This is a genomic window from Amycolatopsis benzoatilytica AK 16/65 (assembly GCF_000383915.1).
Taxonomy (GTDB): Bacteria; Actinomycetota; Actinomycetes; order Mycobacteriales; family Pseudonocardiaceae; genus Amycolatopsis; species Amycolatopsis benzoatilytica.
In genome coordinates, this window is the sequence record NZ_KB912942.1 from 6,522,446 (window position 1) to 6,547,998 (window position 25,553).

The 25,553-nt window shown below is 66.6% G+C and carries 23 protein-coding genes, 1 tRNA gene and 3 pseudogenes; 12 read left to right on the plus strand and 15 right to left on the minus strand.

Going from position 1 to position 25,553, the window contains the following annotated elements; genetic code table 11:
• Nucleotides 1-190 precede the first annotated feature (190 nt).
• Nucleotides 191-1,633: an FAD-binding protein gene (locus tag AMYBE_RS0130240; RefSeq protein WP_020663137.1), complete on the minus strand. Its 1,443-nt coding sequence runs from the start codon at nt 1,631-1,633 to the stop codon at nt 191-193.
• 380 nt (nt 1,634-2,013) lie between these two features.
• On the opposite strand from AMYBE_RS0130240, the gene AMYBE_RS0130245 reads away from it, so the two are divergent.
• Nucleotides 2,014-4,464, plus strand: a complete 2,451-nt coding sequence (locus AMYBE_RS0130245; protein WP_020663138.1) for an AAA family ATPase — start codon at nt 2,014-2,016, stop codon at nt 4,462-4,464.
• 881 nt (nt 4,465-5,345) lie between these two features.
• Nucleotides 5,346-5,418, plus strand: a tRNA-Lys gene (locus AMYBE_RS0130250).
• 402 nt (nt 5,419-5,820) lie between these two features.
• On the opposite strand, the pseudogene AMYBE_RS46400 reads toward AMYBE_RS0130250, so the two are convergent.
• Together AMYBE_RS46400 and AMYBE_RS46405 are read right to left on the minus strand one after the other, a co-directional pair.
• Nucleotides 5,821-5,919: pseudogene (locus tag AMYBE_RS46400) on the minus strand (hypothetical protein); the annotation flags it as partial.
• A gap of 244 nt (nt 5,920-6,163) precedes the next feature.
• Nucleotides 6,164-6,367: a hypothetical protein gene (locus AMYBE_RS46405; protein WP_020663140.1), complete on the minus strand. Its 204-nt coding sequence runs from the start codon at nt 6,365-6,367 to the stop codon at nt 6,164-6,166.
• A 456-nt stretch (nt 6,368-6,823) separates the two neighbouring features.
• On the opposite strand from AMYBE_RS46405, the gene AMYBE_RS0130265 reads away from it, so the two are divergent.
• From AMYBE_RS0130265 to AMYBE_RS45150, 8 genes are all read left to right on the plus strand, one after another.
• Complete coding sequence (locus tag AMYBE_RS0130265; protein ID WP_211226874.1) at nt 6,824-7,306, plus strand: hypothetical protein; 483 nt, start codon at nt 6,824-6,826, stop codon at nt 7,304-7,306.
• 62 nt (nt 7,307-7,368) lie between these two features.
• Nucleotides 7,369-7,935, plus strand: a complete 567-nt coding sequence (locus AMYBE_RS0130270; protein ID WP_084470465.1) for a DUF3558 domain-containing protein — start codon at nt 7,369-7,371, stop codon at nt 7,933-7,935.
• Between the two features lies 1 nt (nt 7,936).
• Nucleotides 7,937-9,220, plus strand: coding sequence for a hypothetical protein (locus AMYBE_RS45145; protein WP_154676336.1), 1,284 nt, complete (start codon nt 7,937-7,939; stop codon nt 9,218-9,220).
• A gap of 5 nt (nt 9,221-9,225) precedes the next feature.
• The gene (locus tag AMYBE_RS0130285; RefSeq protein ID WP_020663145.1) at nt 9,226-9,966 is read left to right on the plus strand and encodes an ESX secretion-associated protein EspG; all 741 of its coding nucleotides are present in this window, start codon (nt 9,226-9,228) and stop codon (nt 9,964-9,966) included.
• Nucleotides 9,963-10,418, plus strand: coding sequence for a YbaB/EbfC family nucleoid-associated protein (locus tag AMYBE_RS0130290; protein ID WP_027928173.1), 456 nt, complete (start codon nt 9,963-9,965; stop codon nt 10,416-10,418). The genes AMYBE_RS0130285 and AMYBE_RS0130290 overlap by 4 nt, the downstream gene beginning before the upstream one ends.
• 6 nt (nt 10,419-10,424) lie before the next feature.
• A complete protein-coding gene (locus AMYBE_RS0130295; RefSeq protein WP_020663147.1) occupies nt 10,425-10,751 on the plus strand; it encodes a YbaB/EbfC family nucleoid-associated protein in 327 nt (108 codons plus the stop codon).
• Nucleotides 10,748-11,116 carry a hypothetical protein gene (locus tag AMYBE_RS0130300; RefSeq protein WP_020663148.1) on the plus strand — a complete coding sequence of 123 codons (369 nt, stop codon included), beginning with the start codon at nt 10,748-10,750 and terminating at the stop codon, nt 11,114-11,116. Before AMYBE_RS0130295 ends, AMYBE_RS0130300 begins: the two co-directional genes overlap by 4 nt.
• 158 nt (nt 11,117-11,274) lie before the next feature.
• Entirely contained in the window at nt 11,275-11,892 is a 618-nt protein-coding gene (locus AMYBE_RS45150; protein WP_020663149.1) for a hypothetical protein, read from the plus strand.
• Nucleotides 11,893-12,578: 686 nt separating this feature from the next.
• Here AMYBE_RS45150 and AMYBE_RS46410 read toward each other — a convergent pair.
• The 3 genes and pseudogenes from AMYBE_RS46410 to AMYBE_RS0130325 form a co-directional block, all read right to left on the minus strand.
• A pseudogene (locus AMYBE_RS46410) lies at nt 12,579-13,405 on the minus strand (helix-turn-helix domain-containing protein).
• Nucleotides 13,406-13,869: 464 nt separating this feature from the next.
• Nucleotides 13,870-14,136 carry a hypothetical protein gene (locus tag AMYBE_RS0130320; RefSeq protein ID WP_020663152.1) on the minus strand — a complete coding sequence of 89 codons (267 nt, stop codon included), beginning with the start codon at nt 14,134-14,136 and terminating at the stop codon, nt 13,870-13,872.
• Between the two features lie 238 nt (nt 14,137-14,374).
• Entirely contained in the window at nt 14,375-15,232 is an 858-nt protein-coding gene (locus tag AMYBE_RS0130325) for an SAM-dependent methyltransferase (protein WP_245573272.1), read from the minus strand.
• 148 nt (nt 15,233-15,380) lie between these two features.
• Here AMYBE_RS0130325 and AMYBE_RS42625 point away from each other — a divergent pair, with 148 nt between their 5' ends.
• Complete coding sequence (locus tag AMYBE_RS42625; protein ID WP_084470192.1) at nt 15,381-16,865, plus strand: helix-turn-helix domain-containing protein; 1,485 nt, start codon at nt 15,381-15,383, stop codon at nt 16,863-16,865.
• Between the two features lie 10 nt (nt 16,866-16,875).
• Here the strand turns inward: AMYBE_RS42625 and AMYBE_RS0130335 are convergent, their stop codons facing one another.
• From AMYBE_RS0130335 to AMYBE_RS0130370, 9 genes and pseudogenes are all read right to left on the minus strand, one after another.
• Entirely contained in the window at nt 16,876-17,523 is a 648-nt protein-coding gene (locus tag AMYBE_RS0130335) for an HAD family hydrolase (RefSeq protein WP_020663155.1), read from the minus strand.
• Nucleotides 17,524-17,853: 330 nt separating this feature from the next.
• A complete protein-coding gene (istB, locus tag AMYBE_RS0130340; protein WP_020663156.1) occupies nt 17,854-18,654 on the minus strand; it encodes an IS21-like element helper ATPase IstB in 801 nt (266 codons plus the stop codon).
• Nucleotides 18,654-19,913 (minus strand): IS21 family transposase, encoded by a 1,260-nt coding sequence (gene istA, locus AMYBE_RS0130345; protein WP_027928176.1) that lies wholly within the window; start codon nt 19,911-19,913, stop codon nt 18,654-18,656. The genes istB and istA overlap by 1 nt, the downstream gene beginning before the upstream one ends.
• A gap of 36 nt (nt 19,914-19,949) precedes the next feature.
• Nucleotides 19,950-20,132: pseudogene (locus AMYBE_RS46925) on the minus strand (hypothetical protein); the annotation flags it as partial.
• Between the two features lie 195 nt (nt 20,133-20,327).
• Nucleotides 20,328-20,795: a hypothetical protein gene (locus tag AMYBE_RS0130350; RefSeq protein WP_154676337.1), complete on the minus strand. Its 468-nt coding sequence runs from the start codon at nt 20,793-20,795 to the stop codon at nt 20,328-20,330.
• 341 nt (nt 20,796-21,136) lie between these two features.
• Nucleotides 21,137-22,315, minus strand: coding sequence for a chymotrypsin family serine protease (locus AMYBE_RS0130355; protein WP_154676338.1), 1,179 nt, complete (start codon nt 22,313-22,315; stop codon nt 21,137-21,139).
• A 615-nt stretch (nt 22,316-22,930) separates the two neighbouring features.
• Nucleotides 22,931-23,338 carry an ankyrin repeat domain-containing protein gene (locus AMYBE_RS0130360; RefSeq protein WP_020663160.1) on the minus strand — a complete coding sequence of 136 codons (408 nt, stop codon included), beginning with the start codon at nt 23,336-23,338 and terminating at the stop codon, nt 22,931-22,933.
• Between the two features lie 103 nt (nt 23,339-23,441).
• Nucleotides 23,442-23,711, minus strand: a complete 270-nt coding sequence (locus AMYBE_RS0130365) for a hypothetical protein (protein ID WP_020663161.1) — start codon at nt 23,709-23,711, stop codon at nt 23,442-23,444.
• Nucleotides 23,712-23,821: 110 nt separating this feature from the next.
• Entirely contained in the window at nt 23,822-24,193 is a 372-nt protein-coding gene (locus tag AMYBE_RS0130370; protein WP_020663162.1) for a hypothetical protein, read from the minus strand.
• A 343-nt stretch (nt 24,194-24,536) separates the two neighbouring features.
• Between AMYBE_RS0130370 and AMYBE_RS0130375 the strand changes: the two genes are divergently transcribed.
• Entirely contained in the window at nt 24,537-25,421 is an 885-nt protein-coding gene (locus tag AMYBE_RS0130375) for a CBS domain-containing anti-phage protein (RefSeq protein ID WP_154676339.1), read from the plus strand.
• The last annotated feature ends 132 nt before the right edge of the window (nt 25,422-25,553 follow it).

Genomic DNA, 25,553 nt, shown 5'->3' on the forward strand with positions numbered 1-25,553 from the left:
CCGCCAGCCTGTCCATCTCCCGGGCTGTCCGCATGACCAAGCGCCCCTACCGACGCGAAGAAGGTCTCGGTGTCGATTCGCTGGCAGATCGCGAAAACGGAGCAGGCCAGCTCGAGGTGAACGGCAACCCGCTTGCGAGGACGACCGGCTCCGGGAGAAGCGTCCGGCCGCGGGATTTGCTCGACAGCGATCAGGCCGAAGGCACTCCGCAGGCGACGCGCGGGATCCCGAATCCCGGCGTCATGATGCCCGCGGGATCGAATGTCCGGATGGCCGCGACGACCTCCGGCCAGCTGTCGCCGTAGTGGGATTCCCAGCGGTGCCCGTGGGTGCCGATGGGGTAGACGGTTCCGCCCGCCGCTTCCATGGCGTCGAGCCAGGAGGCGTTGCGGCGGAGGGTGCGGGCGACGTAGTCCTCGCCTGCGCCGATCGGCGCGGCGCGCAGGATGTCGACCAGCAGCGTCTGGTCTCCCGGCGGAAGCGCGAGACCCGGCGTCCGGTGGTGGGGCAGCCGCAGCCGCGGCCGGGCGAATGCGGCCGTGTCGTGGGGAAAGACGAGGGTGAAGGACATGCCTTCGGGATGCCAGTCGTCCGAGGTCATCTCGTCCAGGCGATCGGCGACGAGTTCCTCGGCCGACGGTCCGCGGACGAAGGCATCCGACCAGATTTTGATCGTGTCTGCCCACCTGTGGTCCGCGATCCACCGGTCGATCACCGAGGTGAAGTGGGTGAGGTGGTCCAGCCACGGGACGCTGGGGCGCCCGGCAAGCGTTTGCCGCGGCGCAGGCCCGTCGACCGTGGCGACGATGCGGTCGACGCGCGCGGAGCGGTCCGCGCCGCCGGAGTGTTCGTAGGCGGCGAGGTAGAGGTCCAGCGTCATCGGTTCCCAGCCCTGCGGCGGCATGACCATCGCGAACACCTCGTCGAACTCGCCCGAGGCGGCGGCGGAGCGCAGTACGCCCAGACCGGTTCGCAGGTCGGTGAACCGCCGGACATCGCGCCACACCCAGGGGTGCGCCGGTTCCACGGCGAGCCGGGCTTTCGTGATCACGCCCACCTGCCCCAGCCCGGCCAACGCCGACTCGAACAGCTGCGCCCGTTCCTCGCTCGAGCACCAGACCAAGTCTCCCGCCCCGGTGGCGACCTGCAGCGCGAGTACCGAGTCGACCTGCGCGCCGGCCCGCGGAGCGTTGCTGATCCCGCCGACGCTCAGCGTCCCGCCGACGGTCAACCCCAAATAGCCCGGGTGCCCTCCGCTGAACCTGAGGCCCTGGGCGTGCAGGATCGCAACGAGCTCCGACCACAGGATGCCTGCCTCGACCTCGACCCACTGTCCGCCCGGGTCGCAGCGCAGGACCCGCTTCAGCCTGGTCATGTCGACCGCGACGCCGCCCTCGGCGAACCGCTGGCCGAATACCGTGTGCGCCGCACCCTGCGCCGCGACGGTAATCCCCTGCCCGGCGCACCGGGCGATCACCCGCTGGATGTCGCCGGCGCTGCCCGGACGCAACACCGCCGACGGACGACCCGTGCGCATCCCGCCCAGGTCCGCGCCCGCCGCGCCGAGGACACCGGCGTCGGTCACCAAGGCGCCGTCCAAGCCCGGAACGAACAGCGGGCACGGAGCTGACATCACGTCTCCAGTAATCGCGGCCGGCCGAAACCTCGTGTGCACTCTGCCCCGCCGCCTCGGCAGCGTGAAGGCGCAATCCCCCGCAGGTCCGAGCGCACCCCCGACAACACCCCCCTCACCGGCCGCCGCAGCGCCGCGACCCCCATCGCCACCCCCCTCGACTGCGGACCGTGCCGGCGCGTTCCGTGGCGGCGGACCGCACCCGTGCGGTATCGACATGCCGGGGAGGTCGCAACGGGTTCACCACATCCAGGCAATTCTTGTGACTAACTGTCACCAGCCGTGATCAATTGCCCTAGCATGGCCAGGCACGTCGCCGCCCGTGCTCGCGAGAAACGGACGGCTGCAGCAATTCCAGCGGAGGGGAGGCCGCCAGGACCATGGCACAGCGGAACAAACGGCACCAGCCGATCGCAGGGCTGACCAGCCTCGTCGGCCGCGAGGCGGCACTGGACGAGCTGCGACGCCTGCTCGACCGCGACGGAGTCCGGCTGGTCACCCTCCACGGCGACGGCGGCGTCGGGAAGACACGCCTCGCGTCCGAGCTGTGCCGGACCATCGCCGGCCCGGACGGCCCCTGCCCGGGCGCGGGTTACGACGCGGCCGTCTTCGTGACGCTGCGAGGGCTGGTGGACGCCGACGACACCGCGTCCGAGGAACGCCCCGACGACGACCAGCTGCGTCTCGAGCAGAGCATCTGCCAGGAAGTCGCCGCAGCGCTCGAATTGGACCTGCACCGGGCGTCGAACCAGTCGGTCGACGAGTTCCTCCAGGTCGTCGCCGACCACCTGAACGACGCCGGCCCGGGACGGTTCCTGCTCGTCCTCGACGACTGCGAGCTCCTCCGCAACGAGGTGGCCGAGATCGTCGAGTTCCTGCTCGAACAGGTGCACACCCTGCAGGTCGTGACGACCAGCCGCAAGTCGCTGCCCGTGCACGGCGAACACCTCGTGCAGGTCAGGCCGCTTCAGATCCCCGCGCAAGGCGCGACCCGCGCCGCCGCAGCCGACACCGACGCGGTGCGCCTGTTCTGCGACCGCGCGGCGGCCGCGGGCAGCCCGGTCGGCGACTGGTCGGACTGGCCCTCGGTCGTGCGGCTGGTCCGCATGTCCGACGGCGTCCCGCTGGTTCTCGAACTGCTCGCCGCCCGGCTGCGCGGCGGAATGCGCAGCCCGACCGCCGTGCTGCACGCGTTGCAGGACGACGGCACGCTCGCGCTGAGCTACACCGACGGGCGACGCGCCCTGCCCCGCCAGATACCGCCCCATCACGCCATGCTCGCCGCCACCGTGGGCGTGTCCTGGAACGACTGCAACCCGCCCCAACAGCAGCTGTGGCGGCGCCTGAGCATCTTCTCCGGCGGCTTCACCCTCGACGCCGCCTGCTCGGTGTGCGCCGAGGACCCCGACGACCCGAGGTCCCGCAACGAGGTCGCCGAAGTCCTCGAAGAACTGGCCCTCGGCTCGATCGTCACACCGGTCGACGACGGCCGCTACACCCTGCGCCACTCCTGGATCCGCGAATACGGCGAACGACGCCTCGCCGACAGCGACGACGAACCCGTTCTGCGCGAACGCCACTGCGCCTGGATCGCCAAACTCGTCCAGAACGCCGCTGAACACTGGTTCGGCCCAGGCGAACTCGGCTGCCTGGAACAGATCCACCAGCTGATGCCCAACATCGGAGAAGCGGTCCGGTGGTGCTGCGACACCGGCCAGATCCAGCGCGGCTACCACCTGCTCAACAGCGCAGCGTCCGTGCGCGCCCACTACTTCTACGCCAGCGAAAACCGCATCGCCGGCCTGTACAACCACATCCTCGTCGCCGACACCGCAGCCCCGACCCTCGACCGGATCATCGCCCTGTCGCAACTGGGGTTCACCTCTGTCGTGACCGGCGACAAGGACTCCGCGCTCGCGCACCTGCACAACATCGACGAGCTGACACCACTCGTCGCCGGTGCCGCCGACTCCCCCGAGGTCGCCCTGTTCCGCGGCACCTACGTCGTGCTCGCCGACCTCGACCCCGCAGGCCTGGACATGCTCACCCGCGCAGCCGACGAATTCCACAGGGCCGGCAAGGAAGGCGCCCGAGCCATGGCATTCCTGCTCCGGGCGCTCGGAGCAGGACTCCTTCCCGGACTGGACGACCTCGCCCAGGCATACGTCACGGAAGCCATCGAGCACGCCCAGGCCCATAAATCGCCATGGGCGCAGATGTGGACGCAATGGCTCCTCGCCCTGCCGGGCCTGCCCTCCCCGGCCGACATCCTCGCCGGCCTCCTGGAGCAAGTCCTCGGCGTCGGCGACGCCTGGCTGTCCGCCTGGTGCGTCTACCTGCAGGGCATCGTCAAAGCACGACTGGGCGACTACGTCACCGCCGCCACGCTGATCGCTGCCGCGTTCAGCGTGCAGCAACGCCACGGCGTCACCTTCAGCGGCCTCGTGCTCCTGAAAGAGCGCCAGGACGAAGCCATCGACAACATCAAGGCGAACATCGGAGCGACTGCATTCGACCGGCTCTACAAGGAGGGCCGCCGACTCTCGACGTCGGACATCTACAAGCTGGCCATGGGCCCCGACGGGTCGACCGAAGTCCTTACACCGCAACATCTCCGAATGATCAGCCTCGTCGCCGCCAACAAGACGAACCGAGAGATCGCAACCGAACTCAACACCACCGAGACCGCAGTGTCACAAGCGCTGACCCGAGCCCGCAAAAAGATCGGCCTCCCCGGACGAGGACGCAACGACCGCCCCGGCCTCGCCAAGTGGTTCACCGCCAACTACCCCGACGGCGTACCTGGACACACCCAACCCTATCGCGGATAAACGACGCGGGTCACTGAAGACCAGGCCACCGTTTACGCATCCTGCAGGGCAAGCACATATGGCCGGACCCGGTTGCACCCGGACGATCCGACATCCCGCCACCCCGGCGAATCGATGCGGACCGCCCTTGCCCGCTCGACACGCCGCACGATCGCATACGCGCGATGCTCAGGCTCAGGATTCGCAGGCCCATGCGCGCACCGACGATCCCACCAATCCCACAGGTGATACAGCGCAACAGTCATCAGCGGAACAAGACAGAAACTGCCCGCCACGATCATGGGCATCACGTCCAGTGAACGAAACATGCTCTCACTCCCCGAAAAAACCATACCTCGATAACGGCGCCAGAATTTCAGCCTCTGACACCCCTTTCAGCAAAAGCAATAATTCAACTGACAGAAATCAGATTAAATCCGCCCACGCGCCCCAACCAAGCCATTACAACGAGGCTCTTTCTGAGCATCCTGTTTTCCACCCGGAATGAGCCGCGCGCAACGCGACCGTCGTTGCTCAACGCGTGCCGACAGCGAGACGGCGCAACAGCCACACGTCCCCCCGCACGGCAGTCCGCGCCCAAGATCAGAGACACCCCGCTAGCGACCCAACACGGTGAACACCCGGCCGTCTTCACCAGAGGTGCCCTGATCGGCCCCTGGACGCCACTCTCCCCAATGACGCCCCAGCCCTGCCGAACACCACCAGGGTGCACCGATAGAAGCAACCACACCGACTGCCCTCGCGACCGGCCTCGTGGGCGACCCGACACGGCCGCGCCTGCCCCTGCAGGCCGCACGACCGCCGGCGACCGGCCCCTACCGGGTCGCGCCGGACGGCCTTCGCTAAACTCACAATCGTGGGTCAGCTTCTGGGTGACCCACGGGCCGCTAGCTCAGTTGGCAGAGCAGAGGACTTTTAATCCTTGGGTCCAGGGTTCGAGCCCCTGGCGGCCCACTACATATGCCCAGGTCAGAGGCGATTCTTCCCGGGCTTGTCACTCGGAGACGTTCGGAGACAACGGGCGAGTTCATGAGCAACGGAGCCCAATCGGAGACACGCTGAGCGTCTCCGAGCCCTGCCTTCCACCGTTCCGCCCTGGGTTGCCGGACATCGAACGCCCGGAGGCTTCGCCGTCGTGGCCGCACCGCGGAAGTAACCCGGAGGTTGCGGATGTGAGCGAAGCAGACCGGAGCCGACGAGGCGACACGCCGGGCACGACCTCAGCAAAGGCGGCCGGGGCCGCAGGTCGCCTATTGACCGGACCGGCCCCGCACCGCGTCGCCGACCCCGGGGACAACCGGTAACGCAACCGTGCGACCCCGACACTGGCCGGGATGCCCGATCCAGCGTCGCCCATCAGTATTTCCAGCTCAACCCGATGCCGCGGTACTGCTCGACCGGGATCGGCTCGGCGCCGTCGCGCATCCGGTCGGCGTAGAGCATTCCGTGCAAGTGGTCGACCTCGTGGGCGACGAGGCGGGCGGCCGCGCTCGAACACGGTGATCTTCGCCTGCCCGTCGATGCCGGCGTGCAGGCACGGTCGGCAGCTTGGGCACCCCATCCGTTTACGCTGCGCGTCCGTTTCGGGCGGTTACGTGCTCGGCGGGCGTCGCTGCATCAGGGTTGAACCACACCGGCAGAACCCGGATGCAACTGCCGAACGTGAACATCCGCAGCGCGTTTTCCGGCGCCTGCAAGCTCATCCGCTGCGTGCGTCCGACCGAGACGATTTCGGCGCGGTCGCCGAAGGCCGTGCCCCCGCGACGATCTGGCCGTCGACGCGTTCGCCGTACTCCTGGACTCCGGCGAACAGCCGGGGCGCTTCGCCGGCGACCATCGCGTCCAAGATCGCCGCGAACTCCGGTTTGCCACACAGCGGCGGCAGCTCAGCGGGATCGGGCACGAACGCATCCAGAGGACGCGCCTGTTTTCGCCGGTGGTCGAGCTGGTGGGGTTGCGGGGTGAGTCTGAGCGCTGTTGTCGTCGGGGTTGCCTCAATCCGTCGGGTTTCCCAGTCTTGGGGTGGCTGGCGGTTCGCCGTCGACGCGTCCGATGACCTGCGTAGGCGACCGGCCTGCAACGGTTTCCAGGACAGCTACCTCGCCGGGCGGGAAGACCAGCGCCACCCGGTCATCGTCGGTGAGCGACGATGCAGCAAGACTCGCCCGGGCGGGCACGGTCGGTGTCACCCGTCGGCGATCCCGGCCTGCACATACGCCCTCGCGCACGGCACCACCGGAAAACCGCTGGCCAGAGCCGCTCTAGCCCGCTAGCGCGACTTCTGTGATCTCCGCCCATGTCGGAACTCCGTGCGATACTCTGACGTCGAAGTGATGACGGGTTGTGAGGGGAGCATCACATGGTGACATCAGACGGGGACTCGCCGCCGGGTGAGGGTTCGCCGCTGTTCGGAGCTGCCGAGCAGGCGACAGCGGGGGAGCATCCGGCGAGTGGCTCAACAGGCGACACAGCGGCCCACGCCACGATGAAAGCGGCAGGAGCCGGCGGGTATCGGTTCGACCCCGACGCTCACGCTGCATTGATCACCAAATGGGAGAATCTGCTCCACGAGCTCGCTCAGGATCAAAGGGTGCAGCAGCAGGCATTCGCTGCCGTCGTGCCGCCATCGCCCGACACTCCGGCGTTACGCGGCGTCAGCAAGGTCCAGGACTCGCTGGCGAAGATGATCGATCACAATCAGCAAATGCAGCAGTATGCGGCCGCATATATCACACAGCTTCAAAAGGCGAACGGCACCTACGTTCAACACGATTCCGAAACCGCGGGCCTCTTCGGAAAGCTTGCCAACGACCAGGCCGATAGCGGCGGATTGTTTCAATAGGAAATACCGTGAAGCGAAACGATATTCTTCTTGCAATGGCTAGCGCGGCTTGCGTCGGGGTGATGCTCATCGGCGGATGCTCCGGCGCGACCCCGGGGACGGCAAGCCCTGCGCCCTCCGCCAACGGGCAGAGTCAGCAGTCACTGCCGCCCGCGACCTCTGCGGTCCAGGTTCCTCCAGTGCCTTCCCAGCTGAAGGTGGACAAGTTTCTCGCCGATCCGTGCAGCATGCTGACGGCCCAGCAGCTGTCGACGCTGAAACTCAGCAAACCGGAACGGGACTCGAATTCGACCGGAATCAGCTGTGCGTGGCAGTTCGGCGACGGATACACCAACCTGAGCGCATCGTTCCTCACCAGCGTTCCCAACGGCCTGACGAACGCCTACAGCCAGAAGGCCGCCGGCTACTACGCGAGCGGGTACTTCGAGCCCACCTCGATCAACGGCTTTCCGGCAGTACTCGCCGACTCACGCGATCGCCGGGACCAGGGTCACATCAGCATGCTCCTCGGCCTTTCCGACAAAACTGAAATGCTGATCCTGATCCAGGCGTCGCCAGGGACCAACGTCAAAGCCGGCGCGACCAACTTCGCGAAGGCTATCGTGTCGACGATCCAGGGGGCGCAGTAGCGTGGCGGGTCAGGTGATGTCGGGTCAGGATATTTACGACAACTTTGCCAACGCCGTCGGTCCGAGCGGATTGACGCAGTCGGCGGACCACATCAACGCGATTCAAAGCCGGTACCACGACCGTGCAGCGCAGATCAAGGAGCTCGCTGCCGAGATGGAAGAGGGCTGGAGCGGCGATGCTGCCGGGGCAGCGACGCGAGGCGCAGGTCCGCTCGAGGCCGAGCACACGTACGCGGCAGAAGCGATGTCCGCGGCTCAAGCTGGCCTGACCACTCAAGCGGAGGCATGGCACTCCACCAAGTCCAGGGTTCAGCCGGTTCCGCCTGTTGCGCCGGCTCCCGCGTCGATGCCGGCGCTTCTCGGCGACACGATCAACGCCGAGATCGAAAGCCAGACGCAGAAGAGCAACAGCGTTGCGACCGCAAACGTGGAAGCGATGAAACGCTGGTCCGTCGCATCGGACGAGACTGGTCGGTTCATGCCCACCAGTTACGGCCAGATCGACGCGAACGCGATGAACATCAGTGCCCCATCGGCGTCGGGGCCTGGAGCTCCGGGTCCCGTTGGGCCCGCTGGCGGCTCCGGCGGACCTGTTCCGGCAGAGCACCGGCCCGGCCTCAGCTCCTCTTCGCCCGAACTCCGTAATGCAGGCGGCTACACGCCGCCGACTGGGGCCGGGGCCGCAGGGCCGGCGCACAGGGGCTCGGTCCCCCCGGGCGCGACCTCGAGCGGCCAAGACCAGTCAACGGTGCCGAACAGCTATGTCACGCCAAGCGCGCAGCCGGAACTCGGCCATCAGGCCACGGCGGGAACGCCGGGAATGTACCGGCCGGGTCTGCTCGATCCCGGACCGCCCGGAAACGGCAGTTCGAGCGGCGATTCATGGCACTCAGGAGGGTTGGCCGTCGGCGGCGGCCCGGTCGGAGGAGCTAGCGGCGGTGGCTCGACTGGCTCCGGTTCAGGCTCAGTAGGCGGTCGGGCTGGCAGCGAGAACAGCCTGGGCGGCGGCCGTGGAAGCGGAACCGGTGTCGCGGAGGGAGCTGCGACCCGCAGCGGCGCGTCGAGCTCGGCGGCCGGGCGTCCGGGCAGCCCGGGCGTCGGCGGGATGGGCGCGGGTGCCGGCAAGAAGAGCGGAGGCGCGGACGAGGAGCACGAGCGGAAATTCGTCCTCTCCGACGACGAGGCTTTCCTCGCCACGGAGGACGGGCAACGGCTGATCGATCCGCAAACCGGGATGGCCGCGAGTCCGCCGGTGATCGGCGAGGCCCCCAAGAAGCGGGTGTAGCGCCGATGTGGTTTCCCGAGCCCGTCGGCTTCGCCGCCGCGGATCTCTCAGCCCTGGTGAGCGATGTGACCGGTGCCGATCTGCACGTCTCGTTGGCCCCGCAAGCCGAGTGGTACGACGCACAGGCGCAGGCTGACGCGGACAAACGGCTCGCCGAGCTGCGGAGTCGCTACGGCGGAGCTGCCCGCAACGTCGACGATCCGGAGCTGGCCGACCTGGCCACCTTGCTCAGCCGGCCGGCACGCGCATGCTACGGCTGGTTCAGCGACAACGATCGACAACTCGCGGCGTTGGCAGCCGAATCGCACTGGTTTGGGCTAATCGCGGTCCGCGACGGCGGCGACATCTTCGTGCGGACGTTCCGGCGGCAACGGTTGAGCGCAGTTTTGGCGGACGTTTTGCCGCACGACCATGCGCGCGCCAATGCCCAGCCGGTAACCGTCCTGCGCAGCGAGCTGCGCCAGGCCCGCGATACCGGCGACGCAGCCAACAGTGCAGTAAGGAAAGCAGAACGGATCATCTCCCACCCTCCTCTGATCAGTGCCGAGCTGTATACAGAGAACCGCGGCCGAAACGGTCGTCGCCGCTGCGAGTTCCCGTTGCGCGTCTACGACACCGATGCGGGTCGCTGGACTCTGAAGATCAGCAAACACTACGACGATCAGCGCTGGGACATCACGCCCGCGACCACGTCAAGCGTCGCCGACCTTCTCGACGCGTCGTTCCCTGACGACAGGACTCAATGATGACCGTGGACATATTCAAGATGCTCGGCATCAGCGACGGAAGCGAGGTCGCCGCCAGCCGGCGACGTCTCGTCGAACTCGATGCCGAGCTCGCCGAGCTGCGTTTCCGCGGTGTCTCCAGGGACAACTCCGTTACTGCCATCGTGGACGGTCGAGGCGCGATCGTCGAGATCGTCGTTCGCGACGCAGCGCTCCGCTCAGCGCACCCGGAACTCGTCGGCCCTGCAGTGGTCGAGGCCGTCAACCAGGCGCGGGCAGGGGCCGGGCAACGGGCGAACGCCGCGGTCCAGGAAGTTCTCCACCCCGGCTCGACTGCACCAGCAGCGACGGCACCCGTCAATGTTTCGCAACGGCCCAGTGTCGCGACGCAGGAGCCTGGCCCGGCCCGAACGTCACGCGGCCAGAGCGACGACGATGATTTCGGCGACTACGACTTTCTGGCATTGGAGTGACGACTGGTGTCGATCTACGACAAACTCTACAACCAGGTCAAGGAAATCGAAGCACGGCTGCACCGAACGGAAGCGGCGGCGGCCCAGGCGGCCAACACTCCCGTCGACCGCCGAATTCCGGGAGGCACCGGTGCCGTCACGGTTTCGGGAACGGGAACGCTCATCTCGGTGACGATCGACCCTCACAACCTGACCTCGACCAACGGCCGCGCGCTCGGCGCCCAGATCGCGCAGACGATCCGCGACGCAGAGAGCCAGGCACGCACGCAGCGACAACACATTTTGCAGAGCGCATCCGCTACAGGCGGATCAGCCCACAGGGGGAACGCATGAGCGGCAAAGCGTACGAAGTTGTTCCGCAATCGCTTCGAGCGACGCAGGACTCTTACCGCAAGGCAGCGGAAGGGCTCGCCTACCTCGCCGCAGCGCAAATCCCCATGTACGCAATTCCGCCCATGGGCCTCGGACTGTTGGGCCGCGAGTCAGGAATCGAAGCCGACTACAACGGAGCTATCCAGCAAATCGAAATGAAAGTCGCTGACAGCTGTCGGAGCATTACGTACGCCGCCGATAATCTTGACACTGCCGCGAAGGCCTACGAAGCGCAAGACGAAGAGTACTACAAGAAGTTCGGCTGGCTAGACCGGCAAGGGCAGGACGGCGGCGTATTCGAGCCGGATTCGAGCGGGGGACACTGATGACACGACCGCGGCACGGATCAATCTCCGACCCGACGGACCCAGGACTGCCTCCGTCTCTGAATCCTTTTCCGAACGACCCGCCCGAACCTCCGAAACCGCCGTCCGCTCGACCTCCTATCCCGTACCCTACCGAGGCCGACCAAAAAATCAGGGAAGTGGCGGAGAAGGTCGGGTTCCCGGACGCACTTCAAGTACTCGACAAGGTGAAGAATTACCTGTTCGGAGACGCAGATAAAGTTGAGACACTAGCTCAGGCTTGGGCGGAAAATATCGTCATAAGCGAAGCCCGGGGCACCATTTCTCAGGCCACGCACAGCCTTCAGGGCTACTGGTCCGGGCCCGCATTCGATCAGTTCTCGGCTTATAATTCTGACGTAATATCCGCGCTTGACGCCGACCAGGCCACCGTGGCCGGGCTGGGTAATGCACTTGCCAATTGCGTTACTATCGTGTACGACACATATGGCGCGGCCCTGAGATTCATCGGAGAAACAGCAGCCTCTCTCGCCGGCCTGATCTTGGATCTCGCAGCAATACCCGTGCCAGTAGTGGGAGAAGTTACCGTCGTCAACAGCATCGATGACGCCAAGAGCATCTTGACGGATTTTATTCGAAACGTCACAAACCTGCTCGCCGATGCGCTCCACCTGATTGGGCAATACAAGTCCGCATCGATCTCGTTCATCTCCATGGGGGCAAACTTCAAAGTTGTCAGCCTTCCGCCGGAGCAGATCGGCACGACAGGAAGCTGGCACGTGAAACCCTACAGCTAGAACCGTCGAGGTATTACTTGCAGGAGAACGGGCATTGGCTGCTATCCGAGTAGGCGGCAAGGTTCAAAACGCCCGTTCCCCTGCGAGACTTCTTCAAGAACTCAGCGGCTTGTCATCTGCAACGTTTTCACAATCAGAGCATTTTTCATGCGCGGAGATCTTCCCCTCCTCGTCTCGTCCGTAGAACGGGTACACAACCGCGCCGCAGCTTGCACCGAATCCCATCCCATTCCGCCGAATGGGCATGACGGCGCGGTGAGCTCGACGGTTGAAGCCCGATGCGGAACCGCCAATTTCAAGCATCCATCCCTGCCAGGGATATTTGATCGGATGGCGTGATCCTTAAGCCGCGTCCCCATCGAGAGCAGCAGGTTCGCTAGATCGCATTCAATCCATGACGAGGCTTTCCCAGTCGATTCCTTTACGTAGCGTTCGAGTTCTCCGCTCAAGCGATGGGCCGCAGTCACGATTTCGGATATGCATTGCTCATCGCTATCCATTTATCCTCCTTCTTAAAATTGTCATCGTTGGACCCGAATTTCTGCTTCCTCGGCGGAGCGCGCCGGCGCGGAGTCGCGACCGCCTGGTCGGCACTTACGACGACGACTGTCAGAGCACTGGAGCCGTGTACCTGCTGGCCATATCTGGACGGGCGCGGTCTTGCCGTGCAGAACGGTGGCCGGGAGTCAGATGAGCGGGTCGTGCTTGTCGGCGAAGGTCCGCAGGGCTCTGGTGGATTCCTTCGGGGACAGCGCAATCCGGGCGAGTTCGGACATCGTTCGCAGGTAGTGGTCGGCTTGGTCGTGGACGAACGGGCCGGCCGTGAGGTGGTTGATGTAGACGACCGATTTGGCTGGGGCGTCGGCGAGCGATTTGTGCAGCTGGTAGAAGGTCCACGGGCTGGCCAGGCCAGGGTTGGTGCTGATGCCGAACGGCGCGACCCGCACGGTGATCTTGTTTGAGAGTTCGTTGAGCTTGGCCAGATGGCGGAGCTGGTTGCCCATGGTCTCGGCCGATGCGGCGACTTTGGTGAGGACGTTTTCGCCGATGTAGGCGGCAATCGGTATGGAGTGCGGGCCGCTGTGATCTGGTCGCGGAACCGGCGCAGCCCGACCAGTTCGGCGGCCTTCGTGCGGTCGTGGCCAAGCCCCATGAGGACTTCGTGCGCGTACTCGGGTTGCTGCAGAAGATCGGGGACCTGCAGCGGCTCCCAGGTGGTCGCGCAGATGGCCGATGCTTCGACACCGATCAGGGTCGCGAGGTGGCGGGGCGTCGCCTGATCGCCGGTGAGGACGACGGTCGGCGTGACGGCGCGCGCGAGGTCCAGGATGCGGTGCTTGTCCTCGCCGGTGACGCCGAGCGCGCCGAGGATCGCGGCGACGTCCTCCAGACCGGGCGTCCGCTCGCCGCGTTCCCAGTTCGACACCAGCGCCGAGTTGGTGTCGATCGATCCGGCGCCCCAGCTCGCGGACGCCGAACCCCTGGGCCAACCGCGCGGCACGCAGGCACGCACCGAGGACGGTGGCTCGCGGCTGTTGCTGGAGATGCTGGTACTTGAACGGTTTCTTGTCCACTTCTCGTCTCATCGTCAGGCGATGCTGGAACCCTGCCGCCGTGTCGAGGAACCTCTCAGCGGCAGGGAGATCAGGCAGTGCAGTGCGAGCCGCCGCCTCGGCGCACCTCGGCCCCGGCAGCCAGCAGCACGCGCCGTACTGCAAGACGGCCGGGGCAGCGGCCAGACAAGCCAGGCCCGCCGACTCCGGGGACGACTCTGGCTCACATCGGGGGAGCAGGAGGACGTGGACCAGGTCCCGCACGCGCGCTGCAGAGCCCTGCCGTCGGCTGCGGTGTCCTTGCCGAGGGCGCGGTGAGGGGTTTTCTTCGCGCGGTGTCCGCCATGTCTGTGTGACCCTCGCTGTCATTGCAGCTCCCTGAGCGGCCGTTCCGGCTGTCCGTCTCCCGTGCCAGGGGGCGTGTTCATGACGCGTCCAGCCCGGTGCAGGGCGGGCACCACTCCGCATCGACGAATCCGGTCAGGTCGATCTCGCCGCGTTCGTGCCGCTCGGGGTACGTCTCGTCGACCGAGCACCACGGGATCAGCCACCGCACCGACGGGTCGGCCAGCTCCCGCTTCCAATAGCGGTGTGCCGTCTGCCGGTTCGCCGCCGTCGGGTCGCTATGCACCCGCAACGCCAGCTCCGAGGTGCGCAACCAATGACGCCGCACCCACGTCCGCATCACCACGTCTGTTCCCCCTCCACGCCGATCCGGCAGCTGACAGCTGTATCCCCGAGGCCAAATGTGAGCTCTGCGCTGGCGTGACACTCCGTCCGACGGCAGAAGACCGAATGCACGCCAACCCAGCCGTCGAGAAGCCCTCCTCCGGCACCGGACATCCGACTCGCGCGAGCACAGCGCAATCGCGTGGCCGGTCCCGGCCGTTGCCCGGCTGCGTTCGGCGCGAGACACTCAATGGACGACATCACCTTTTCCGGGCGACGCCGCCGGCCAGGATCCGCCGCGCCACCGTGGGAGGCGACAGGCCTGGGCCGTCCGGCCACCAGTCGTTGATCGTGACGACCTCGCCCGGCGTCCCCGGCCGAGGCGGAAGCAGCTCCGTCTCGTGGAACAACTCCGCGATCTCCTCGCGCGTCAGGGACGCGACGTCCTTCATCGGCCCCTTGTGGATCGCGTCGAGCAGCTTCTTGACGGCGTGGTCTTCAGGCGATTCGTCCGCTGCGTCGAGCACGAACGAGACCGCGAGAAACGAACCGGGCGCGAGCCGGTCCACGAACGCTCGCGTCACCTTCGCCGGCAATCCCCGATCGCCGCTGTGGTGGTGAAGTGCTGCGAAGAACAGCACCGCGATCGGCCGGCTCCAGTCGAGATGCCCCAGCACCGTCGGGTCGTCCAGGACGCTCGCCGGGTCGAAGAAGTCGGCTTCGACGATTTCGGTGTACTCGTTGTGGTCCAGCAGGGCCCGGCCGTGGCTTGCCACCACCGGGTCGTAGTCGACGTAGATGACCTTCGCCGCCGGGTTCGCCCGCTGCGCGATCTGGTGCACGTTCTCCGTCGTCGGCAGACCCGAGCCGCAGTCGAGGAACTGGGTGACACCCTCCTCCTGCGCGAGGAAACGACAGACCCGGCTCACGAACTGCCGGTTCTCCATCGCGGCCTGCGCGATCTCCGGCACCACCGCAGCCAGCTCCCGCGCAACCTGCCGGTCGACCGCATAATGATCCTTCCCGCCCAGCAAGCAGTCGTAGAGACGCGCCACACTCGACTTCGTCGGGTCGACCCCGGGCGGCGGGTCGTTGCGTGCGTCGAACACGACGCGCACCTCCTGCACCTTGATTCCGATACGCCGCGCCGAAAAGATCGGCGGTGTGCGGCCCCCTGCAGGGGCCGGCACGGCGACTCGCGGCAGCTACGGCACCACTGACTCAGCACGGGATCGAGCCCGGTGCCGAGAGGGCGTCGCGATCTTCATGCCCCCGGAGCGCGTTGCCTGCGATGTCTGCCACCAGCTGACTACATGCGGCTACGATGACGTAAGGGGTCAAATTTCCGGCCAGCGATTTGACCCCCGAGATTTGACCTCACGGTGGGACCACACTCGTCAGGAGCCCCAGGTGCCCAACGACAGGACGGCCCAGGAGGCATCTCTGGGTGCCCAGCTCGCGCGGGAAATCCGCGCGAGCAGAAGGCGGGCCGGGTTGAGCCAGCGCCAGCTGGCCGCTCGCATCGGCTACACCAGCCAGTACGTGTCCCTCGCGGAACGCATCGGCGGCAACCTTCCCTCAGCGGTCCTGGTGGCGACGTTGGACAGTGCCCTCGACGCCGACGGCCGGCTCGTCGCACTGCACGCGCGAGCACGCGCCGGCCAGAAAGACTTGCGTCAGAAGCCGGCGAACGGAATGGCAAAGCAGGCACGCCGGACCCAGCATCCGGCGACTGCATCGGCCGCCGAGCGCAACCGGGCGCACGACGCGACAGCCGTCGCCATCGACGGTCAGATCCCGGCCTTGCGTCGCGTGCTCGACACTCATGACCTCCCAGAAGACGGGCCGGTACGCCCCATCGCAGAGCTGCGTCCGGTCGTGGCCGCGGTTGTCGTGAAGCGACTTCGCTCGGACTACCGCGAACTGTCCGTCGAGGTGCCCCTGCTCCTGCCCGAGCTTCACCGGGCGTTCCTGGCGTGCGCACCACCGGAGAAACCGGAATTCGCGCGGATGCTGGTCCAGGTCTACCGCGCGGCCGACGCTGTCGCGGACAAGTACGGCTACTACGACCTCTCCGCGCGCATCATCGACCTGCTGGTACGGCGAGCAGCCGACACGGGAGACGAACTGGTCGAAGGCACCGGCTCCTACGTTCGCGGCGAAACGTTTTTCGCCTCCGAGGATCTCGACGCCGGCCGTCGGATGCTCGAACGCGCGGCCGACCGCATCCGCATCACGGACTCCGAAACCGCAGCAGCAACATACGGAACCCTGCACATGCGCGCGGCCGTCATGGCGGGCCGCGCCGGGAACTCCCTGCGCGCACGCGACCACATCGACGAAGCCCAGCGCGCTGCGCAGCTCGTCGACGAAGGAATCCACCTGGGCACCGCGTTCGGTACAGCGTCGGTGCGCATTCACCGCGTGTCGCTCGCCGTCGAACTCGGCGACGTCGGCTCCGCGCTTCGCCTGACCGCAGGCTGGCGCCCGCCGATCAGCCTGCCCGCCGAGCGACGCTCGCACCTCTACGTCGAACTCGGACGCGCACATCACCTCGCCGGCCAGCGCGACAAGACAGTCGCAGCGATGCACACCGCTCTGCGCATCGCGCCGGAACACGTTCGCGCGAACCCTCAAGTCGGCGAGATCGTGGACCACCTGCGCATGGACACTGCAGGCACGCCGAGCGTCGCGATGCAGGTCCTCGACCGCGCGGTGTTCTCGCCAACAGCCAGGGAACGAATCTCCTGACCAGACAGGACTACTGCCCCTCGGCAACCAGTCCGACGAGGTCGGTCAGGTTGTCGACGGCCCAGGCGGCGTTCTCGGCGACAACCGGGTCCTCCGCCCACAAGTAACCCCACGGCCCGCGCCGGATCAGCACCGGCCGCAGCCCCGACGCGCGCGCAGGGACGATGTCGTTGTCGCGATGGTCGCCGACGTAGAGAATCTCGCCCGGCAAGCCGGGCGCGAATTCGATCACCTTCGAGAAGAATTCCCGGTCCGGCTTGGCGACGTTCCATTCGCCCGACGTCGCGATGGCGTCCACCGGGAGGTCCAGGTCACGCAGCAGGCGAGCCGCTTTTGCGGTCTGATTCCCGGCGATACCCACCCAGACCCCGGCGCGCCGGAGAGCATCCAACGCCGGCCGGACATCGGGATACAGGTCCGACTCGTCGATCTGTTCGCCGACGCCGGCTTCCTCTCGCCGCCGTCGCTCGGCTTCCAGGTCGAACCCGGGACGAAACACCTGGAACGTCTCCGCGTTGTTCCGACCCGCCGCGGTGACCGCACCCAGAACCGCGGAAAAGGTGTGCCGGGGGACACCGATCCAATCGGCCCAGGCACCGAACTCACGCGAGTCGTCGAGCAAGGTCTCACCGACGTCGAACACCACCGAACGAATCACGCCGCTCCCGACCTCGCTTCACCGTCCGCAGGGAGAATAGTGGACCGGTCAAGGTCCCGTGGACGCCCTGCAATTCTTTCAGCGCAGGGGAAGGACGTCAGCGCGACGGACGAGGGCCGGGCGGCGCGTTCGCCGACGCCGGAGCCGGCTCGGCCCGCGGCCGGCTCGAGGTTCATGCCCCCCGGCTCACCGCTGTGTCGCGGAAGTTCTCGTTGGGTCAGGGGCCCGATGCGGTACAGCTCCTCAGATTCGTGCGTGTCAACGCCGCTCGAAAACTGACCCCCTGGTTCCGGATGAAACCTGACCCCCGCCCTGGTTAATGGATCTTGCTTAGTCGTTGGTCTTGGCTGCGGGGACGCGGCCCAGGTCGCGGTCTTTGAGTCGGTAGCTGTCTCCCTTCATCGAGATCACCTCGGCGTGGTGGACAAGACGGTCGATCATGGCCGCGGCGACAACATCGTCGCCGAAGACTTCGCCCCACCGGCCGAACGGCTTGTTTGAGGTGACGATCAACGAGGCCCGCTCGTAACGGGAGGAGACCAGCTGGAAGAACAGGTTGGCCGCCTCGGACTCGAACGGGATATAGCCGACCTCGTCCACGATCAACAACGGGATCCGGCCCAGCTTGACCAACTCGGCCTGCAACCGACCAGCATGATGCGCGTCAGCCAGACGAGCGACCCACTCGGCCGCGGTGGCGAACGCGACCCGATGCCCAGCTTGGCAAGCGCGAATGCCCAGCCCGATGGACAGGTGCGTCTTGCCGGTCCCGGGCGGGCCGAGGAATACGACATTCTCCCTGCCGGTCACGAAATCCAGCGTCCCGAGATGTGTGATCGTGTCCCGCTTCAGCGAGCGTTGATGGTCAAAATCGAACTCCTCCAACGATTTCCGGGACGGGAACCGGGCCGCGCGGATCCGTCCCTCACCGCCATGGGACTCACGAGCGGAGACCTCGCGCTGCAAACACGCGGCCAGGAACTCTTCATGCGACCACGATTCGGTCCGGGCTCGCTCGGCCAGACGCGCCACCGCCCCGGCCAGGGTCGGTGCCTTCAATGCCCGAGCCAGATACGCGATTTCGCTGGTCACATCCCGGCTGGTCCGGGCGCTGGTGGACTTGACCGCCATCACGCCACCTCCCCGTCCTCGGCAACGTCAACGGCGCTGGTTTCAGCGTCGAGGTTGAGCAGCCGGTCGTAATCGGCCAGGTCACGATGCTCGACCAAGGTCTCCGCCGGACGAGGGCTCGTCTGCTGACGTGCCTGCCGGGCGGCAGCGGCTGCCCGAGCATGCTCGGGATCAGTGATGCTCTGGTGATCGGCCCAGCAGCGCGCATGGCAGGCCACGACCTGCCCGCCGCAGCTCACCCGCACCAGGTCCAGGTCCGCGGCGACCTCGACGCGCCGGCCGACCGCGACCGGATGGACGGAGTAGTCGTTGGAGTCCAACCGCACGTAGTGATCCCGGGGCAGCCGGGTCGCCAGCCGCCATCCCGCGATCGGGGCGACGGGCGGCAGCTCCAGCATCCCGGCCCGGTCCGCCTCCCACCGATCCACCGGCCGACAGCCCAGCCGGCGATGCTGGCGCTGGTTGGCCCGCACCAGCCACTGCTCAAGCTGGAGGTTGAACTCCGCTGGCGAACCGAACCGGCGACCGGGCAGAAACGAGGTCTCCAGATAGCCGTTGGCCCGCTCGACCAGGCCCTTGGCTTCCGGATCACCGGGCCGACACTGGATCACGCTGATGCCCAGCGTTCCCCGGAAGGCGTTCATCGACTCGGTCAGCACCGGTTTGCCACCCCGCCACTGACCGACCGCAGATTCGTTGTCCCACACCAGCTTTCGCGGCACTCGCCCCAGGCCGGAGATCAATGCCCAGTGTCCTGCCAGCAGATCCGGAGCTTGCCGGGACGGGATCATCCGCGCGGTCATGACCCGCGAATAGCCGCAGACCACGACCAGCACCGGCGGGCGTCCCACCTGCCCGAACCCGAGCGGCACGTCGACCGGCGGGAACCACAGGTCACATTGGGCCAGCTCGCCGGGCTGATACTCGGTCCGGGACGCCGGGTCCGGCGGCTGGAACAGCGGCCGGAGTTGGTGGATGCGGTCGAACAGCACGGTCTTGCCGCGCGTCCACCCGATCCGCTCCATGATCACGGTCGAGGGCATGGTCGGGAATTCCGCGAGCAACGCCCGGACCTGCGGTTCGACCGCGTCCACGATCGATCCCTTCCTCGCCCGTTCATACCGTGGTGGTTCGTGCAGGCTCAGCGCCCGCCGGACCGTGTTCTTCGAGATCGCCAACCGGCGAGCGATGGTCTTGATGCCCATGCCCTCGGCTCGATGCAGTCGGCGGATCTCCGCCCAGTCCTCCACGCTCAGCACCTCCTGATGATCAGGAGGGGGTCAGATTTCCGCCGGTCAGACGGGGTCAGTTTTCACCCGGCGGCGACAGTGCGCGCCGACTTCGGACGGGAAGTCCGATGGAACGAGCAGCTGTGTGCGTGCGAGGGGCGCGTTCCAGCGCACGGCGAACGAGGCGAACAGGCGGATAGACGCCTGGTTACTTGGGGTGATCGTCGTTTCCAGGTAGCGCACGCCGTCACCGAGGAAGGCCCGCCCGCGGCCGTGGGTGACGGCTGTGCGTCACGCATCGCGCCAAAGCACCGGCTCGTGCAAGGTCCTTCGCGATGGCCTGTGCAGCAGTGGTCCTCAGCAGAGCAGGACGCCAGCGTTGAAGTCCTGGACGACGCACAGGAAACCGGCATCAACTTCGCTGCGGCGACCTAGTCCTGACGACTAGTAGCTGAAGGACAGGATGGCATGCGGAGAGCAGATGTCGGTGGTGAGGTCGATGTCCTCGCACACCTTGATATCTGCGCGCACCTGGGTGGCGGCGGCGTCGAGGCGCGCAGACAAGGAGTCGCCCACGGGCTTGAAACGGGAGGACCGGGCGCTCTGGACTGTCTTGCCGAGCACCCATCGCCACTTGCCGTCGACATCCTCCTTCCAGAAGGAGAACGCTGCCTCCACGTAAATCGGGTTTCCGTCGTTGCGCATGTCGACCCAGTTTGCGCCGACCGTCGCGTACACCCCGCCGTTGTTGGCGAAGTCGCCATATCCAGCACCTACCTTGTCGCCGCGGTCCACGACGTAAACCGTTCCCCAGTGCTGACCTGCCGCATTTGCTTCCGGCGCCAGCAATGATGCAGCGACCAACGCCGCCGTGGTGGCAGCCACCGTGCCGGACAGACTGATTCGAGACATCAGAAATCCCCTCCCCCGGAGTTTCCCCAACGACGTGAAGGTAACGGCCGCAGTCAGCCTCGTCAACTGATGTGAACCCGACCGACTGAACTCATTCACCACAGTTGATGCCGTGACGACGATGCAGCCGCAGGCCGCTTTCCCGCCCCTTCCGCGGCGAGCCGAGGCAGAGGACGCTGTCGGAGTGGCCAGTGCCAGGCCGCGGCGCCGGCGGTGCGCGCACTGTCGGCAGCCGCTTCCACCCGACGCGAATCCGCGCCGTGACGCCTGTGCGTCACGCATCGCGCCAAGGGCCCCGGCTCGCGAAAGGTCCTTCGCGAGGCTCCGTGCAGCAGCGGTCCTCAGTAGAGCAGGACGGATGCCCCCAGTGCTGCGCTGATGTCGAATACCGACGTGCAGTAGGTGGTCTGGCCGACGTCCGCGGCCGGGCCGACGATCTCGCCACGGGCCATCGCGGTGTAGGGCTGGTCCTTGCCCGAGGAAAAGCACGGACCGCCGGAGTCGCCGGGGGCTACGCCGCCCGAGGTCACCTTGATCGCGGTGAGACCCTTGGTGCATCCGTCGGGGTAGCAGTGGGTCACGTTGACCGCGGTGACGGTCCCGCGGGTCTCGCCTCCGTTCTTGCCGCTGAGGACGATCGGGCTGCCGATGTAGGCGTCGTTCTCGTCGATCGCGCCGACCACTGGCCAACTGACGTCGGTGAAGCGCCCGCCCACCCAGATGCGCGCCCCGAAGGTCGCCGACGACGGTGGTGTGATGAGCTCGGCGTCAGTCGGGCCGTTGCTGGCGAAGGCGCGATGGGTGACGGTGCCGATCGCCGCGGTCGCGTTGTAGACCGCGGTTCCGCGAGCCCAGCAGTGCCCCGCAGTGCTCTCCACGATCTGTCCCGTGGACCAGAGTTTGAAGGCGTAACCCGAGGTGCAGCCGTATTCGGTACCGGGCTGCGACGCCGCGTTGTTGATGGCCAAGCCGCCGTAGTACGGGCTGTTGTCGTCCTGCCTGTTCGCCACCGTGCGGGGCTGCAGCTTGCTCGCCGCAACCACTTCGACCGCGTCGCCGTACCTGGCCCCCAACGCGGCGGCCACCGTGGCGGTGCTGTCGGCCAGGACTGACACGACAGCTTTGTTGGCGGTCACGTTCACATAGGCGCTCTCCAGCTTGCCCGGTCCGACAAGATGCTCGACGAGCGCCGGGGCTTCGGCGACGACGCCGTCCAGCGCTCGCCGGGCGTGGCGGACGCGCTCGAACCGGATTCCCGCTTGCGGGGCCGCCTGGTCGGCGCCCACGACCTGGACGACCAACTGCCCGTCTTCGGTCCAACGAGCGCCGCCGTAGCGGCTTGAGCCGAAGGATCCGGCCAGCTCCTGGACTCGGGCCGCCATCTCCTGCACTCGGACATCGCCGTGGCCGCGCAACCACCGCATCGTGTCGGCACCGGCGGGCTCGGGAGCCGCTGCGGCCGTGGCGGCCGTCGGCAACAGGAGCAGGACCGCCAGCGCGGCGCACAACGTTGACTTCATGGATCCCCCTGGGTGCGTTCACCAAGCGACCGGCGTTGGTGGGCTCCCAGGACTGTAGGGGTCCTTGGCCGATGCCAGGCCCGGAACCTTCGCAGCCCACCCAGACGGAGCAGTAGCCGACAAACCGGACAAGACTGGCCGCGGCGCTGCAGGTCGAAACCTGCCATTGACATCCATGGCCCGTGATCTCGTTATGCGTTCGGTCGACAGCGGTGACTGGTGGCAGACTTGGCCGGCTGGAGTTGGTTTCGTCGCATGTCCATCGCGCTGCTGACCGAGGCAGGATGGATCGGACCCGCACCAGAATCGTCACGACGGTGCACCAGCTACAAGTCGTGGACTACGACATTCCCGAAACCAAGCATGACTTCATGCGTGGACGTCATCGTCACGCCGGACGAAGTCATCTACTGCAAGCCACACCACCGACCAACAGGCATCGTGTGGGAGCGCCTCACCAGCAACAGAATCCGAAGCCATCCCCGTGCCATCCGCACTTGCCAAAGGAAAAGCGTCGCGCCTCAGCTGAACCGTACGTCCCCGGCCGACTGGCACTGCTGGCAAGCCGGCCCTTCGCCGAGGCGACGGGCAAGTGCTCGGCGAGTCCGGGCGATGTCACGGGCCGAGCAGCTCCTTCAGGTCGTCGGGGAAGCCGAACTGGCCCTTCGCCCGGTCGCCCGGCATCCACCCGTGCATGTCCGCGCTGGTCCTGTCCGCGCCGCGGCCGAGCAGCAGCTTGATCATCGCGCCGTCGGGGCTCCGCCGCCACCGGTTGACCGCGAGATGCAGCGGCGTGATCTCGCGGTCCGCTCGCGCCTCGATGTCCGCGCCCGCGTCCAGCAACACCTCGGCAGCAGCCAACGCTCCGTTGTCGACGGCGAAGAACAGCGGCGTCCACCGCGCGCGCCGCTCCGCGAGATCGACGAGCACTCCCGCGTCCAGCCGTCGGCGAACCGCGTCGGCGTCGTTGTCCTTTGCCGCGTAATGCAGTTCGTCGCGCCCTTCGCGATCCAGCTCGCCCATGGCGTGGTCCTCCCTCGCATCCGACCGTACGTCATGATCACGACGGCAAGTCGGGCTGCAACGGTGCAGCTCGCTCCCGGGCGGTTGTCGTCCCCGGTCGCTCTCAGTCGTCGGCGAGGTCTTCGGACGGCCAGCAGGCGAGGAACGCGCCGAGTGCGTTGTCGGTCAGCTTTCCCTGTTCGGTCGGTTCGTGTCCCGGGCCGAAGTGTTCGGTGAACGCGTCGCCCAAGACGTCGATCACCGCCTCCTGCTGGTCGAGGGTAGGTTTCTCCCGCGTCTGCAATGCCTTCAGCAATTCAAGGTCGCGTCCGGCCAGCAGACTGGTCACGATCGGCCGGAACTCGTCGGGGACGCTGTCGATCACCGCGCTCATCCGTGCCTCCTGCCCGCTCGCCCACGCACCACTTCGGGCACCACCGCGCTTGCGCAAACCTGCGCGGCTGATCCACGCGTAGTCATTTCCGCGGTGCCACAGGACCGCGGTCATCGGGGAGTCCCGCCTTGCGGCGGAGGACGCCCTGGGCGCGCCCGAGCGCCGCGGCGTCGTCGATTTCGCCGGCCTGGGCCGCCGCGCACTGGGAAGCTAGCCGGGGACGGACTCCACTGCGGCCGGTCGGCCCCACGGCCGTTCCACACCACGGCCGGCGGCGCACCAGGATCGGCCAGTTCGACGATCGCGAGCTGCGTCTTGCCGCGGACGACGGCGATCTCGCCGGAGTGCTGTTTCAGAGATTCGGCGACGCGGTACTCCTGGCCGCTGGCGGGCCCGCTCGGGATCGCGGCGTGCCGTTTCGGGCCGTCGCGTTTGAAGAGCCGGACCAGGCCCCAGACCATGGCGAACGGCCAGGTCGGCATAGTTGTCGCAGCGCACCTCCGCGGAGCGAGCGTCTGGCCGGGACGGGAGGTGCCACTCGTTCCAGGCGATGAGGCCGTCGCCGAACTGGCACGCGGGTGCTCACAGGCAGCGGCGGGACCGCGCCCTCACCTTGATGTCCATACAGTAACGCCCTGGCGACCACCACGATGAGGTACACCGACGGCCAGGTTTGATGAACGGAACGGCACAGCATGGGTGACGATACACAGCTGACTGAATTCCTCGAGCGGGCAGCCAAGCAAGCGCATGGTTCACCTCCTTCGCTGACAGTCAGGGAACTCCTCGCGTACTGGGGTGCCAAGCGCCGAGGGATCTGGGTGGTTGATCGCGTACGACGGGACCTCGAAGAATACAAAACTGACCACTGACCCTGACTTCACCAGCGCGTGGATCGATTCGACGATCATTCTCCTTCGTCAGACAGCACTCATGCGTTCCCCCGACTCCGCGACCGAGATCGCCGAAGAGGCGGACCTCGCCTTGCCCGACGTGGAGATGCGGGTCGGCCAAGTTCGATCGGCGAACGTCGACGTCGTCAGCGTGTCCCGCGACGACAGCCTCGAGAAGGCCCGGACGCTCATGATGCGACACGACTTCTCTCAACTTGCTGTCATGTCCGGCAAGCGTGACCTGCTCGGTGCCGTGACATGGGAATCCATCGTCGACGCATTGCTCCGCAGTCCGGAGGCGACGGTGCGAGACGCGATGCGCTCCGCCGAAGTCGTGCCTGTCGAAGACAACCTCCTCGGCCGCGTGCAGCTGATCATGGATAAGGGGTTCGTCTTTGTGCGAGCCAAAGACCGGACCATCCAAGGAATCGTCACCACGACAGATCTGAGCCAACAGTTCGCCGATCTCGCCACCCCCTACTTCATCCTCGGAGAGATTGAGCAGCGCCTGCGCCGGAAGATCGACGATAAGTTCAGCAGCGAGGAGATCGCGTCTACCAAGGACCAGAACGACGCCGACCGCGAGATAAAGTCTGCAGCCGACTTGACACTAGGAGAATGTGCGCGTCTTCTCGAAGCACCCGCCAATTGGGAACGAATCGACTGGAGAATAACTCGTTCCATCTTCATCGAACTCCTGCACAAGATACGGCAAGTGCGTAACGAGGTCATGCATTTCAGCCCCGACCCCTTGGAACCCGCGCAACTCGCCGATCTGGAGGACCTCGTCCGCTGGCTCCGGAAGCTAGAGCCGTGACAGTGAGGGCACACGGGCTCGAGTCCCCTTTATTGCCGCCCCTCCTTGTTCGAGCCGTTCTTGCCAGACGGCGTCATCGCGACGCATCTCAACTCGGCGACGAGGTATTCGAGGACGACGACGCCGGCATCC